General features: G+C 42.4%; 9 protein-coding genes and 1 pseudogene. 7 read left to right on the top strand and 3 right to left on the bottom strand.

The features are described from left to right. Positions 1 to 1,091 precede the first annotated feature (1,091 nt). The 6 genes from OCU87_RS24225 (at position 1,092) to OCU87_RS24200 (ending at position 9,153) form a co-directional block, all read left to right on the top strand. Positions 1,092 to 2,309 carry an AAA family ATPase gene (locus OCU87_RS24225; RefSeq protein WP_062692168.1) on the top strand — a complete coding sequence of 406 codons (1,218 nt, stop codon included), beginning with the start codon at positions 1,092 to 1,094 and terminating at the stop codon, positions 2,307 to 2,309. A 4-nt stretch (positions 2,310 to 2,313) separates the two neighbouring features. Further along, complete coding sequence (locus OCU87_RS24220; RefSeq protein ID WP_261858791.1) at positions 2,314 to 3,288, top strand: ParB/RepB/Spo0J family partition protein; 975 nt, start codon at positions 2,314 to 2,316, stop codon at positions 3,286 to 3,288. A 102-nt stretch (positions 3,289 to 3,390) separates the two neighbouring features. After that, positions 3,391 to 5,649: a tRNA(Met) cytidine acetyltransferase TmcA gene (locus OCU87_RS24215; protein ID WP_261858790.1), complete on the top strand. Its 2,259-nt coding sequence runs from the start codon at positions 3,391 to 3,393 to the stop codon at positions 5,647 to 5,649. A gap of 11 nt (positions 5,650 to 5,660) precedes the next feature. Next, the gene (locus OCU87_RS24210) at positions 5,661 to 6,401 is read left to right on the top strand and encodes a phosphatase (protein ID WP_094957845.1); all 741 of its coding nucleotides are present in this window, start codon (positions 5,661 to 5,663) and stop codon (positions 6,399 to 6,401) included. Positions 6,402 to 6,623: 222 nt separating this feature from the next. Continuing rightward, the gene (locus OCU87_RS24205; RefSeq protein ID WP_062692182.1) at positions 6,624 to 6,995 is read left to right on the top strand and encodes a hypothetical protein; all 372 of its coding nucleotides are present in this window, start codon (positions 6,624 to 6,626) and stop codon (positions 6,993 to 6,995) included. Between the two features lie 511 nt (positions 6,996 to 7,506). Continuing rightward, entirely contained in the window at positions 7,507 to 9,153 is a 1,647-nt protein-coding gene (locus OCU87_RS24200; RefSeq protein ID WP_261858789.1) for a DUF342 domain-containing protein, read from the top strand. 142 nt (positions 9,154 to 9,295) lie between these two features. On the opposite strand, the gene OCU87_RS24195 is transcribed toward OCU87_RS24200, so the two are convergent. The 3 genes and pseudogenes from OCU87_RS24195 to OCU87_RS24185 all read right to left on the bottom strand — a co-directional run bounded on the left by OCU87_RS24195 (position 9,296) and on the right by OCU87_RS24185 (position 14,622). Further along, positions 9,296 to 11,227 (bottom strand): EAL domain-containing protein, encoded by a 1,932-nt coding sequence (locus OCU87_RS24195; protein WP_261858788.1) that lies wholly within the window; start codon positions 11,225 to 11,227, stop codon positions 9,296 to 9,298. Between the two features lie 220 nt (positions 11,228 to 11,447). Then, positions 11,448 to 12,799: pseudogene (locus tag OCU87_RS24190) on the bottom strand (sigma-54-dependent transcriptional regulator). Continuing rightward, positions 12,796 to 14,622 carry a sensor histidine kinase gene (locus OCU87_RS24185; RefSeq protein WP_261859360.1) on the bottom strand — a complete coding sequence of 609 codons (1,827 nt, stop codon included), beginning with the start codon at positions 14,620 to 14,622 and terminating at the stop codon, positions 12,796 to 12,798. Before OCU87_RS24185 ends, OCU87_RS24190 begins: the two are co-directional and overlap by 4 nt. Before the next feature lie 232 nt (positions 14,623 to 14,854). On the opposite strand from OCU87_RS24185, the gene pdxH reads away from it, so the two are divergent. Then, on the top strand, positions 14,855 to 15,499 hold the full coding sequence (gene pdxH / locus OCU87_RS24180) for a pyridoxamine 5'-phosphate oxidase (RefSeq protein ID WP_261858786.1): 645 nt from the start codon (positions 14,855 to 14,857) through the stop codon (positions 15,497 to 15,499). The last annotated feature ends 84 nt before the right edge of the window (positions 15,500 to 15,583 follow it).

The following is a 15,583-nucleotide window of genomic DNA, read 5'->3' as shown; positions in this document are numbered from 1 at the left end:
AAACATAAGCTAGAACGATGATCATTAATGTAATGGAGCGATGATCATCAATCATTGGAAAACATGATCAACAAAGCATAGAAACGATGATCATGCATAAATAACAGTTTATCCACAGCTTGTTATTGTTGTGTGGGTGAAAAATCATCCAACTAAGCATATTCATCGTTTTTTTTACTTAGTTTATCGCTGGAACGATGATCAACGTAATGCATTTTGACTCTGTTTTGGGGCTTTTCTATCAAAGCTTACCTATAAATACACGATGTGAAAGTTGAAATACAAAAATTGAACTGACATCAACCGTAATTTTCCCCTGTTATTACATGTGTCCGCAAGCGGAGACATGATCAAGTCTGAAATATTGCATTTCAATCTCTGTGATATGAGGTATTTTGTACTTTTTCCGTGTTTACAGCGTTCTCGCTATGACGCGCAAAGCCTTATAGAAACTGCATTGCCCGTAGTTTGGTGAGGTTTTATCATGCTTCCGAAAGAAATTATACACCATAGGGCTTAGCTTGATCATCGATCCGAATCATTTTGTCCATTATTGCTGATTCGTTCGATCCTACAGTTAGATTTACAGCCTTGATCATCGTTGCGAGTTTTATTATTTATTATTGGAACAATGATCAAGCTAGAGAGTGTGAAAAAGGGCTAAAGCTGTTATTTGTCGCTTAATTAGTGATGAGTGGGGCATGATCAGCCTGAAATGAGTAAAATCGAGTCGTGATGATCGAGCTTGAGCAACGATTTCAGCTTGATCTTTATATCCACCGAATTGATCTGACATCGGCCGTAATTTCATTATGACTTATCACGCTTCCGGCATAGTTTTCGTACTTTTCGGGCGCTAGGATAGATTTACATTGTAAAAAGGTGACGCTGTAACACTTTAAGTGATTTGTTTAATTAGGGTGATTAGCCATGTTTATTAAAATATGGACCACCAGTAAAAACTGTTTTTTATGATGAGAACCGCTTTTTGAATGGTATTGAGTATTCGTTGCTAATGTTCAGCTTTTTATTGTTGATACTTGTTTTTGTTGTACAATAGAGCCAATGATATTTGATGGTGATAAGTGATAATGAACAGGGAACAAACAATTCAAAACTTGCTCAATATTGCAGAGCAAACAAAGCAGGTTCAAGCTGACCGTATCGAGATTGTTTTAGAGGAGCGCCGCGAAGAGCATTTCCCTCCAATGTCGAAAGCATTAATGGAAACGCGTTCTGGTTTGACGCGCCGTAAATTGGATGATGCGATTTCTAGAATGGAAGCAACGGGGCATCAATTTACTAAAAACAATGCAAACCACTACTCTATTACACTGGAAGAAGCACATAAATTGATGGATGCGGCGAAAAAGCCAGCATTTTATCAGCGTGAAGGCGCTGGCCGTAAGCCATGGGTCGTGAATGTGCAAAACCAAAAAGGTGGCACTGGTAAGTCAATGACGGCTGTGCACATTGCTGCATGTCTGGCGTTAGACTTAGATAAGCGTTACCGCATTTGTTTAATTGACTTAGATCCACAGGGTTCATTACGTTTATTCCTTAACCCTCAGATCAGTGTCGGCCAACAGGAAACTATCTATTCTGCAGTAGATGTGATGTTAAACAATGTACCTGAAGGTCAAGAAATGGATAAAGATTTCTTGATGGATAATGTGGTAATGCCAACGCAATATCCAAACTTAAAGACGATTGCTGCCTTCCCTGAAGATGCAATGTTTAATGCGGATGCATGGCAAGATTTAGCCGTCAATCAAGATTTAGATATTGTACGTTTACTGAAAGAGCGTGTAATTGACCCTATCGGTGACGAATTTGACATGATCATGATCGATACTGGTCCTCACATCGATCCGTTGGTTTGGAACGCAATGTACGCCTCTAATGCGCTTATTATCCCTTGTGCGGCCAAGCGTCTTGACTGGGCATCGACGGTTAACTTTTTCCAGCACTTGCCCACAGTGTACGAAATGTTCCCTGAAGAATGGCATGGTCTTGAGTTCATTCGTTTGATGCCAACCATGTTTGAAGATGACAACAAAAAGCAAGTTTCTGTACTCACCGAAATGAACTACTTGTTACGTGAGCAGGTCATGATGGCGACAGTCCCTCGCAGCCGCGCATTCGAAACCTGTGCCGATACATACAGCACGGTTTTTGATCTAACTGCTGCTGAGTTTGAAGGCGGTAAAAAGACACTATCGACTGCGCAAGATGCAATCCAACGTGTTGGTTTAGAGCTCGAGCGTGTTATGCACAGTCACTGGGCAAACCTGAATAAGGAGGCATAGTCGAATGGCTATTAATACAACGGATTTAAATGCCCGTTTATTTGGTAAAGCTGATAAACGTCGTGCAACAAATGTTGTTGAAGCGCAAAAAGCCGCGCAAGATAAAGCCGCAGTCATCGAATTAGCGGTTGCCGGTGAAGATACCGTCGCATTTGAACTGATTAAAGTGAATGCCGATAAGGTGCGCCAACAGACCCAAGTGTTTGCCGAAAATGCACGTGAACAGGCATTTTTGAATGAGCACGCCTTGGCTGATATTTTGACGACGTTGAAAGAACGTGGTCAACAATACCCTGCTGTTGGTCGATGGTTAGATGATGGACGTATCGAAGTTCTAGACGGTAGCCGCCGTCGTATGTCATGTATTTTGGCAGAGAAAGACTTTCTAATTTATGTCGCGAAAGGCATTAATAGCGAGCATGCTAAATTCTTGTCTGACGTTGCTAATGCTCATAAGCCGCTATCTTTGTACGAGCGCGGTAAAGAAATGCAATTGTTGCTTGAGCAAGGCAAAGTTGATGACCAAAAAGAACTCGCAAAATACTGTCAATGCAGCGAAGCACTTGTTAGTGGTGCGCTAAAAGCGGCCAGTTTACCAATGGAATTACTGATGGCTTACCCAAGTGTCAGTGAGTTAGGCCGTCCGACAATTGTTAAGTTGCACCGTTTATATTACGGCTTAACGCAACCTGATCAACAGCAACTTATTAGTCAACTTTCAGCAAATGATGCGCCGTTATGGCAAACCATAAATGTTCAAGGTATCGCCCGTATCACGCGTGAAGTAACCGTGGTACTGGAAGATATGGGTGAGACTATCAAGCCCCGTGTTGTGGTCGAAAAGCCAAAACAACAAGAGTTGATCAAGGGAAAAGTGAGTTTCCTTCGTGATGAAGATAAACTACAGCTGAAAATGAAAAAACTCTCGAGTAAGCAGGTTGATGACATTTTGGCTTATATCGGTGACTATTTAAAATAACGTTATTATCCGTTATTAAAAAACCACGCTTTTTAGCGTGGTTTTTTTTGATTTGTAGTTAGCATGCTATGATCGGCAAGTTCTTTTTTATTGAGTGTAACCATGGCTAAGCCGCTAGATTATTCAACCCGTATTATCACTACACTTCATCGTCGCCACCATCGTGCGCTAGTTGTACTTGAAGGTGATCTCGATTGGCAGCTTAGCCAAGTCTCGAGTTTTATTACTCACTATGCAGCACCGCTATGGTTAGGATCACAGGTCCAGTTGGATATTGATGTGGTGACGGCGAAGAAAGCAAAAAACTGGCTTGGACAAGAAGTTGATTGCTTAATCGTTGATGCCAATTGTACTTTTTCCCCGGAAGCGTTTGGCATGCTGGCTGGCACTGTTGTTGGTGGCGGTGTGGTCATTTTATTGGTTAAACCGACGGGAGCAGATGGTGATAAACCATCATGGCAATGGCTACGCAACCAATTTACTCGCAACAATTGTTTTTATTTTCAGCAAAGCGATCTGACGTTATTGGCCGATGAGGGGGTTCATTTAGAAAGACAATTGGCCCATTTTGAAGCCCATAGTGATGACCTAGACCGCTGTATCGTACAGCCTCTTTGCCAGCCTCAACCACTGAGAACAGATAAACCTACTGCGCCGAGTATCTCGGTTATCGATGAAGCATGGGGGGGTGTAACTGCAGATCAAACTCGAGCAGTTGAAGCGATACGAAAAGTGGCGTTAGGGCATCGCAAACGGCCCTTGGTTCTGACGGCTGATCGTGGGCGAGGTAAATCATCGGCATTAGGGCTAGCTGCTGCGAGTTTAATGCGTGAGCGTAACATTAAGATCGTAGTAACAGCCCCTAGTTATGCCACGGCTGAAACGCTGTTTAAACACGCCCGACATCAGCTCGATCGCAATAGTAATGGTTTTCGTATTGTATCAGAATCTGAGCTCCATTGGCACACTAGCTCTCTTGAGTTTATTGCGCCAGATCGTTTGATTGAACAAGAGATAGCGTGTGATCTCTTGTTAGTTGATGAAGCTGCTGCCATTCCTTCGCCGTTATTAATACCTTTGCTTCGCCGTTTTAATCGCATTGCCTTTGCTAGTACCATTCATGGTTACGAAGGAACTGGGCGCGGGTTTGCCATTAAGTTTCGTGGCTATCTTGAAAAACTGATGCCGCAATGGCGAGGACTACATATTCATCAGCCTATTCGCTGGGCAGAGAATGATCCACTAGAACATTGGGTGTTTGAGGCGCTGTTATTAAATGCCGAAATGGCTTCTCTCTCTGGAACAGAAAAATCAGTAAAAGCCAACCCGCAGGCGTATATCAGTACAAACAAAATGTTAACGAAAGCTGAGTTACTGGCAGATCCGCAACGCTTAACCCAAATCTTTGGTTTACTGATTAATGCGCACTATCAAACATCGCCAGCTGATTTTTTTCAAATGTTAGACGATGACGCCTTACAGGTATGGATTACCCAAAGTGATGATCAAGTGATTGGCTGTTGCTTGTTATCTGAAGAAGGGCGTTTTTCTGAAGAACTGGCAGAGCAAGTTACTTTAGGACAGCGTCGCCCTAAGGGGCATTTGTTACCTCAATCTATTGCGGCACATATTGGCTTAACGGATGCAGCGATGCAGCAAGGTGGTCGCATCCAACGCATTGCTGTTCATCCTACTCTGTGGCGTCAGCAGATCGGGCAGCAGCTATTAAACGATATAACCTGCTGGGCACAAGATAAAGGGTTTGATTACTTAGGCACTAGCTTTGGTGTGGCTGACGAATTAGTCGCCTTTTGGCAGAGTGCAGGTTTTTCACTTATTCGGCTCGGTGTTACTAAAGATGCTGCCAGCGGCAGTTATTCTGCCTTAGCCGTTAAGCCATTATCACCACGGTCATTTACGTGGTGGCAAGATGCTCAAGATTTGTTTGCTATAAATTTCAGCGCTCAATGCCACGAGCAATTTAAAGATCTAGAGGCGACGACGGTTCGCTTGCTTTACCGGTTGTTAGCCAGTTATCCATCTGCTGAGCCCGCAAGAATTGAAGCCCTCGTTTTCAAGCAACTATCAGCGTATTACCAAGGTGGACTCGGCTATGATACCGCAGCTGGTAGTATCGAGTGGTTAGTTAAACGATGGCTATCTTTTGCTGTACCTACTTCAGTTATTTATGATTTCGCGTGTTTAAATGAAGCGTTACTTATTAATAAAGTTATTCAAAAAAAATCATGGGCAGCTGTGATTAAATTACATAATCTGGTTGGGCGTAAACAGGCCGAAGCAGCAATGCGAGAGCAAGTTTCACTTTTATTGGATTCATTACATTCATCAGATAAAACGTAAAGAAGGAACTTATGAAACTATCGGTTGATACACACACTCACACTATTTCGAGTGGCCATGCTTACAGCACCGTTTTAGAAAATGCTCAAGCGGCTGCACAACGTGGTTTATCGCTGATGTGTGTTACAGATCATGCGCCAACCATGCCAGGTGCTCCGCATTTTTGGCACTTTGCTAATCAACGCGTGCTACCGAGATTTTTGCATGGTGTGGGTGTCATTCGTGGTGTCGAGACCAACATCCTAAATACAGATGGTGAGATTGATATGGATGCACGTATTCTGGATATGTTGGATTGGGTGATCGGCAGTTTTCATGAACCGATTTTTCGCCCGACTGATAAACACCAACATACCTTAGCGTTAATTAACGCCATCGAATCAGGACGTATTGATGCGGTTGGTCATCCTGGTAACCCCAATTTCGATTTCGATTATGAAGCTGTGATTCGCGCAGCTGCAAACAATAATGTGGTATTGGAAATTAATAATTCATCACTTTGCGGTTCTCGCGCTGGTAGTGAGATGCGTTGTGCTGATATTGCCGCATGTATTAAAGAGTTCGGTGGACGAATTACCACAGGTTCAGACGCACACTTTGCCCATGACGTGGGTAATTTCGAGCATGTACAAGCTTTACTTCAACAAGTCGCGTTTCCAGTCGAGCAAGTTGTGACTCATACACCCGCAACATTCTTACGTTTTTTACAAGAGCGTGGACGACTGCCAATAGATGCATTTTCTGCGCTTTAATAATATATGTCAATTTACAGTGTAAATCTTAAATCGAATTTACACTGTAAATGTTCCCTTCTAAAAATTTTTCACTCCGACTTATCATTCAAATAATGCTCTTCTTCTTGTTTGGTCTAAAGTTAACAATACCCGAATAAAGTTATCAGCCCTGAACTGAAGACGCCTGCGTTGTTCAGTCAGGCGCAATGTTTATTTATATTGATGATAAGGTGAGAAGTCATGAGCTTGATACGGATACCGAGCAGAGCTGTTGAGTTACTATCAACGCCACCTTATCTGCCTTTTAAAGACGAAATGTTGACTCTAGAGCCAACAGGATTTGTTGCAAGGTTAATTAAAGAAACTGCGTCAGCCGATGAACTTGGTAAATTAGGTCTTCGAGTACGTGTTATTCAGGTAGGGAAGGCATGCCTTGCGATTGAATCTGTGGTTCCTGTCGACTTGAGCGTTGAATATCAACTTTCATTGTTTCGATTAGGGCAACTTGACGGCATGGTTACAGAGCTTCTGACGAAACAATCCGGTTTATACCACTATTTGTTTAAGACCAATAAGATGTTTAACGAAGGCCAGCTGAGCCATTTCTATTGATTTAAAGATAATGATCCATGTGATGACTCTGTCGTAATTTGTTTTGGATAAAAAAAAGCCTCTCAAAATATGAGAGGCAATAAATAGGACAAAGTGACGGCCGTAATCGGGGGAATGCCATCACTTTACTCAGAAGTAGCCCTAGATTAGTTACTTTATATACTGCGAATAGCATGCCACTTTTATACACCATAAAGGATTAATTTTAAGTTGTTGATTTTAATGGTTTTGTCTTTCTCTGTTTCATTTCTTAGTCATTGTTGATATTACTTAATGGGTGGAGTTGTACCCATTGGGTGTTTTTGGTGTTGGGATATATACCCAAAAACATGCCGAAGAACAGTGTGGGTCAATGTTGTTGATAACATAAACAATAACACTTAATTGATGAGACCTAACCGACGTTCTTCAAGGATAGCCCTATTAACCTAACCCCAAATAAGTAAAATAAAGAATGAAAGATAATCTGCGATTAGTGATTGTTTTTACGGGCTGAGCAAAGGAGTTCTCTATGTCCCAATCGCTCCTGAAGCTGAGCAAAGAAAATAATACCATTTCTATTCATGCCCAACCTTTGCTTGAACCGAGCAAACTTGTTGAGCGAGGGGATATATACCTCGAACTTTCAGCACTTCATGGCAAGGGACTTTTCTTGTTTGAAAGTGCGATAGATTCCGCTATTGCTATTCTCAATGCTGACAAGCACCTTTCCCCGCAAGCTATTGTTATTGCAGAACAACGTGATGCTAGCCTCATCGTAAAAACTGCAAAAAATAATATGTCGGCCTCTATTACTGTTATTGGTGCCTATGGTGGCCGAGCGATAGATGGGAGCTTGCTGATCGCAGCCCTTAAACAGAACAATATTGTTCAAGGCGTACGTAAGAACTTACTTCAAACATTGTTGAGTAAGTCGCATCAACTCTCTTCTGGTGAGAAAATCACAATGCAAGTAGCGCTAGGTCGATTACCTGAGAATGGTAAAGACAGTGTTTTTGAGCTGCTTGTTGATGATATTAGTCGGCGAGTATTAAAACCTCGTGAGTTAGAGCATGACAAAGTCGATATGCGAGATTTAGGCGAGCTATGTAGTGTTGCTCAGGGTCAATCATTAATGAAGCGTATCCGCGCAACAGCAGGCATTGATGGTTATACGGTGTTAGGGGAGACGCTGCCAGCTAAGCCTGGTGAAGATAAGCCGTTCTCGTTTTACGATGGCGCTGAGATTAGTGATTACGATGAAGATCTCGTTATTGCGACGCAACCAGGTGTTCCTATTTTTAAAAAAAATGGCGTCCAAGTTGATGATGCACTGGTGGTTAAAAATGTGAGTGCGACAACAGGGCACGTGAACTTTGATGGTAGTGTTGTGATACAAGGCGATGTTAAGCCTGGAATGAAGGTAACGGCTTCGGGGTCACTAACTGTACTGGGTTTCGTTGAGTTAGCCGAACTAGAAGCTGGTGCCGATATTACTGTTGCTAAAGGGATCCTTGGCAAACAATCTGTGGGTGATTCTGAATACGCTTGCACGATAAAATCAGGTGGAAAGATTACCAGTAAATTTGCTCAATACACTTTGCTTGATGCGAAAGACGATATTTGCCTAAGCCACCATGCTTTGCATTGCCACATAACGACACGAGGCAAGCTGTCTGTTATTGATGATACTAAGCGATATGGCACATTGAGTGGGGGGTATGTTTCTGTGGGCTATAGTGTCCATGCACTCAATATTGGGGCGTTGGCGGGTACCGTCACATCAATATCAGCATTTACTAACTACGAACATTTAAGAAAACAAATCAGTGACACCTGCCGTTTATGGGATGAAGAAAAAGAATACTTAGCGCAGATGCGTGAAGCTCAGATTAAGTTACTAAAAATCCCTACCAATAAACGTCCTAAAGACCTCGTTAATAAAGTAGTTGAAAGCCACCGTCTTCATACCGCGAATTTGAGAAGGTGCAAGGAGAGCTACGACAAACTAAAAGAAGAGTATATTGATGTGCTGTCACAGGTTAGCATTACTGCGGCAAAACGGATCAATGCTGGTGTGAACTGTCAGCTTGAGAAGTACGCCTTACCCGTTTCTCAGGAACATGGCCCGAGTATTATCCGCGTTAAAGAGCAAGGTATCGAACTTAAGCCGCTATAAGTTTATAGTGTAAATGGTACTTTTCTATGGCGCCTAGCTGGAAACCGTTGATCTATTTACACTGTAAATAGACGGTAATTATTCTAAGTCACAACATTCCCTCCTCCGTTTTACAGTGTAAATTCACCGCTTAATCATATCGCTAAGCCACATTGTTAGTGCGTGTGACTTGCCGTTCAATGATATAGCCTTGAAAACCGCTGATGAACAATTCAGATAATCGCTCTAGTTGGGTTTCAGTTTCAACACGAGTCGCTATGGTTTCTATACCAAGGCTATGCGCGGTACGAGATATGGATGTGAGTACAGCCGATTGTGTTGGATTGTTTAATTGCATGGTAAAGGCAAAATCAATTTTCACGTATGCTGGTTTGAAATCATTAAGGTACTCAAGCGATTTAAAGTGACGACCAAAATTATCAATACCGAAGCGAACATCAAAACGATTGAGTAACTGACAGAGCAATTGCGTCATATCGGTGCCTTCAATGAAACACCCTTCTTGGATCTCAAAAAATAAACGTTTACAGATAAGCGGATGATATGGGAGCAGCTCATGCAACCAACGATGAAAAGCTGGGTCTTGAACGCTACTACGGGTTAAGTTGATAGCAAGTGCTGGTAATTGACGATCTGTTTGTAGCTGCTTCACACAAGATACAATGACATGTTTATCAAATATAGTGCCTTGGCTTAGTTCATCTAAAGCTCCGACAAATTGATTAGCAGAGATAACTTCATCATTACGTTTAATAGTACTAAATACTTCCTGATGATAGACGGTGTTGTTTTGCATCAATACCGGTTGATAGTGAAAATGTATTTGCTGGTTACGTATGGCTGACAGTACGAGTTCTTTCCAGTATTGCTTTCCTTTGTTATTGGTATTGCTCTCCCCTTCAGACAGCGCTATCGGGCTTGAGGGCGACTGTGCTGCGGCGATGACAGCATTATCCAGTTGCGCCAGTAATTGGCTCGCAGACGTCCCGTGCTCTGTAATGACTAACCCAATCGTGATCCCAAGCGGGGTATCAAATTCTTTCGTCAAGGGAAGCAGAGTTCCAAGTATTAATTCGGCTAACGAGTGTAATTTTTCTTGCTGAATTTGTGGCAATAATACGGCAAATTCCGTTTTAGATATTCGACCAAGGGTACTGTTGCTGTGTGTGATTGTTTGGTTCAATGTCTGGGCAATTTCACGAATAAGATGATCACCACGTTGGTAGTTTTTGTGGCGATAACTTTGGTTAATCACTTTTGCTTGAATCAAAATTAAACCGCCTTGCTCAGACTTCGTGAGCCATGCATCTAACTGATTTAAAAAATACTCGCGATTACCTAGCTGTGAAATTGGATCTCGATATGCCTTTTCACGTAAGTGAGCCGCTTCCTTTGCTTGAACGCGAAAGTGGCTCTCTAATTTATGTGCGAGTGAGCTGTAGCTCTTATTGAGTAGATTTAAGTCTTGATAGCGGGTGTGAGGTGGAGGGTTGGCTTGATGCGTTTGTTCTAGTTGCTTGGAGTAAGTAATTAGACGTTGGAATGGTGTAAATGATAAGCGTAATAAGAAAAAAATAACCAAGGTAAAGCTAAATGAAATAATGCCCGCTTCAATTAAAAGTTGTTGGGTGTGGTGCCATAAATTATCTGCAAGCCATTTTTCATTGTTTGAAATTGTCACGATTACGGTGTCATTAACCAAGTTAATCGTCTGTGTTTGCGAATAGCTGTTGTCACCAAAGATGGCTATAAACCACGCTGGGGCTGCCGATTTGGTTTGAGGACTGGTGATCGTCAATGATTGTTGCTGTGCCTGTGTTGGCGCGATGGCTATGGACTGGTAATCATCAGGGTGCAATTGCATTGTCAAAAAAGCGGAAAGCGCGACAAGGCTCGTATCGTAATGCTGGCGAGGAAGCAACGAAAAATCCTGAGAGAGTGCATGTTGGATATGTTGCTGTTGAGCGAGTATTGTTCCTGACTGTAAGGCGATAAAACGCGTTACGGACATCACCATAATTAGAGACAAACCGGCAAGTAGAGAGATGCGAAATAAATTCTTAAATAGTGTCATAGCACGTGCTTGACCTGATAAGTTAAAGGAAAAGATAGACGTAAACAAAAATCTATCAGAGCCTTGGCGTTTAACAGATAGGGGCTTGGCTTAAGAGCTTTTTTTTGCGAGGTAGGTAGGGTTGGATTCTGAAAACACCACCGTGTTTACACCATTTAACAGGGGGTAGTCACGGTGGTTAAGTAATGCGGATACAGTGAGTTAGGCCTGAAATTCGTCCTTAATGGGATGCTTTAAAATCATCTTTGTCGATATTGTGTATTTCATCTTGTCATAGAGTGTTTTTCGCGCGAGTCCTAGCTCTTCTTGTGCTTCTTTTAAACGGCCGTTATGGCGTTTGAGTGCGTCGCATACCAAGGTGAATTCAAACTGATTTACACGTTCACTTAAGCTTAATAAAGTCTGGTCTGCATGCAAATTCTCACCATCGTTGAAACCAGATGCATCGCCCATGAGTACTAATCTTTCCGCTAAGTTACGAAGTTCGCGGACATTGCCAGGCCAGTCATGTTCAAGGAGTTTCTGTTGTTGCTCTAATGTAATTGCTGTTGGTTCAATGCTGTAGCGAGTAGAGGCTGAACGAACGAAGTTTTGAAATAACATCGGAATATCATCTTTACGTTCACGCAAAGGCGGAATTTCCACTGAGACGACGTTAAGCCGATAATAAAGGTCGTCTCTAAACTCGCCTTTATCACTCTTGATTCGTAAGTCTTCTTTGGTTGCAGCAATGATGCGAACATCAAGATCAACACATTTGTTGGTACCAAGCGGTTCAACTTTGCGCTCTTCTAATACACGCAGCATCTTTATTTGTAGCGCCATTGGCATCGATTCAATTTCATCAAGAAATAATGTACCGCCATTGGCATGGGCAATTTTACCCACGCGTTTTTTTTGTGCGCCAGTGAAAGCCCCTGATTCAAAACCAAACAGCTCACTTTCAATCATGGTCTCAGGAATTGCCCCACAGTTGATTGCGACAAAAGGTTTATCATGACGGATGCTATGATCATGAAGAAAGCGTGCTACCAGCTCTTTACCTGTCCCTGTTTCACCATGGATCATCACATCGGCAGGAGCATCTTTTATGTGAGTTAATATACGCCGTAGCTGCTTTATTTTCGGGTTGTTACCCAAAATACGTGGGCCTGGGCCGCTTTGTGCTTCTAGTTCACGGCGTAATTCGCGGTTTTCTAGAATCAGTTCTCGTTTATCACCCGCGCGTTTAACTACGTCGAGTAAATTATCGGTAGAGAACGGTTTTTCAAGAAAATCATATGCTCCAAGACGCATCGCTTCAACGGCCATAGAAATATCACCGTGTCCTGTCAGTAAAATAATAGACAGTTCTGGATCTATCGCCAAGGCGCGCTTTAAGAAGGTGATGCCATCAATCTCTGGCATATTAATGTCAGAGATAATCACTCCTTCAAAATGGTTATCTAATTCCGCTAGGACTGGCTTAGCACTGGAAAATAAGCTCACGTCATAGTCTTCAATTTCTAGAGTTTGACCTAAAGCATCACGTATTGATTTTTCGTCATCAATAAAAATGACTTTCTTACTCATTGTCCATCCTCGGTACTACGTGGCAGTGTGATAATAAACTCACACCCTCCGCCACTGTGATCTTTGACGGTTAATGTGCCAGAAAAAGCATCGATAATTCGTCGTGATATGGTCAATCCAAGCCCTAAACCGTCTGGTTTAGATGTATAGAAAGGATTGAAAATTTTATGTTTTTGCTCGTCATCTAAGCCTGGACCATTATCCCAAATGTGAATGGCAACGGTATCTTCTTGTGGCGTGAAGTGAACACCAATTTGTGGTGGATGCGCATTCTCTAGCGCTTGTATCGCATTATGGAGCAAATTAATGAGTACTTGCTCAAACTGTACGGCATCTATGTTTACCACAAGATGTGGTGGTAATTCTTCAACGCGTAAAATGACACCGTGTTTTATCAGTTTATTGCGTAACAAGCTGGTTGCCGAGCGAATGGAGTCAGCGACGGCTGTGCGGGTATTATTCTCGGTGGTTTTACGGGCAAAAACTTTGAAGCGCGCAATAATGTCAGCGATCATTTTATTAAGACTAATGATTTCTTCAATATTACCGGCGACTGCGTCGTAACGCTCTTTGACCAATAACTTGCGAGAGTTTTCTGCATAGGTACGCATGGCGGCTAATGGTTGGTTTATCTCATGGTTAATACTGGCTGATAGTTCACCAAGCATTGCAAGCTTAGCGGCTTGCACTAGCTCACTGTGTGCTTGTTTAAGCTCAGCTTGTGATAGTTCATATTGATTAATTGTGTCGCGTAATTCTTGGTTGGTTTCCATTAAATTGCGGGTACGTTCTATGACTAACTGTTCAAGCTTGTCGTTAAGTAGGGCTAACTGTGTTTGAGCAAAGCTGGTTTGTAACCAAGACACAATGGCAAGGCATAGCATTAAATAGAAAACGATAAAAATAAATAGCGCTTGAAATACATACTGATAAGCGGCGTTAATAGGCGAAAAGCCATATATTGACCAGCCTACCTTGTTCATCTCACGGTAGGTTGTCAGCATTTCTATTGTTGTTTTTTTGGTTGGGATGAGTATTTCAGTGATGTCTTGTTGCTGAAAATCACTTAGAAGTGAGTGCTTACTTATTGCTTGCAGTTTAGCATTGCCATATTGACGCGATGCGATGACGCTTTTACGCAACGTATTTGGTAAAGCGACGAGTGAATGATACAACCAAGCATCTTCCGAACTGTAAAAGACGATACCGTGCTGATCAACAATGGCGTAATCTACTTGATCGTAGTTCCAAATATCTTCGATAATCGAGAGGTCAACTTTGAGTGCTAATACCCCTATGATTTCGTTTTTTTTGTACACAGGTGCAGAGAAGTAGTAACCGCGTTTATCAGAGCGTGCACCTAGTGCAAAATATTGCCCGACATTACCTGCAAGTGCTTGGGTGAAATAAGGACGATAGCCATAGTTTTGACCGACAAAACTGGTTTCTGATTGCCAGTTACTCGCGGCGAGCGTATCGCCTTGACGATTGATAAGGTAAAGGGTGTCTGCACGAAGGGTTGAAGCCCAAGACTCTAGCAATAAACTTGTTTGCTTGTACTGATGGTTGATTGCACGTGCACTTTGTTCATCGGTTACCAGAGCATCGAGTAAGCGGGGATCGCTCGCGAGCACCTTGGGTAGTTGGCTGTAACGTGATAATTGTGCGTCAATTTTTTCACCAAGCTGATTGACATCGCTGATGATTTTATCAGAGAGGTGCTGTTTGACTTGTTGATAAGTAATAGCACTGACGAGGCCACACAGTAAGGCTCCAACCAGGCTTAAAAGGACAAGGGTATTCTTTCTGTTCACACTGAACATTCCTGCAAGATCGTATAGGGAAATGATACCAATCAAACTGTGAATGCTACGGGAGCTGTGTATAAGGTGTGACTGCTCTTGCAAAGTTTCCTAGCGGCGATAGCGTGAAAGAAAGTAAATTGTTGTCTGGTGGGGATTAGTTGATCATTCTCAGGGGAATTATCGTATTATAATCGCCAATTAGTGTGATTGAAGTGATCACTCGGTATCCAGTTAATCAGTGGAGATAACAATGGATTTGTCTGATATTCGTCGAGAATATACCCGAGGTGGGTTACGCCGTAACGATTTGCCTACATCACCTGTTCCCCTCTTTAGGAAGTGGCTTGATCAGGCGGTTGAAGCGAAGTTGACGGACCCGACGGCAATGACGGTTGCGACAGTCGATCAAGATGGGCAACCGTTCCAGCGTATCGTTTTGCTGAAGCATTTTGATGAAGATGGCTTTGTGTTCTATACCAACCTTGGTAGCCGTAAAGCTTTACATTTATCTGATAACGCAAAAATTAGCTTACATTTTCCTTGGCATGGGATTGAGCGTCAAGTGCATGTAACGGGCGTCGCTGAGAAATTATCCGTATTTGAAGTCATGAAGTACTTTTCATCCCGACCGAAGGAAAGCCAAATTGCCGCGTGGGCGAGTAAACAAAGCAGTCGCTTAACAGCAAGGCAAGCGTTAGAAGGCAAGTACATGGAACTTAAACAGAAGTTCTCTCAAGGTGAAGTGCCAGTTCCTACATTTTGGGGGGGGTACCGAGTCAAATTATCTTCTGTTGAATTTTGGCAGGGGGGTGAGCATCGTCTACATGATCGTTTTTTATTTTCACTCAATAGTGATGATAATGCTTCGTGGGATATAGAGCGCCTAGCACCTTAAATAAAAAACGCGCTAAATCAGCGCGTTTTTTATTCCATAATTTTATATACACGCTGTTACTATGAAACTATATTGTAAGCATGG

Source organism: Photobacterium sanguinicancri (assembly GCF_024346675.1).
Lineage (GTDB): Bacteria > Pseudomonadota > Gammaproteobacteria > Enterobacterales > Vibrionaceae > Photobacterium > Photobacterium sanguinicancri.
The sequence above is the reverse complement of the archived record's forward strand: the minus strand, read 5'-3'. Positions and strand labels throughout refer to the sequence as shown.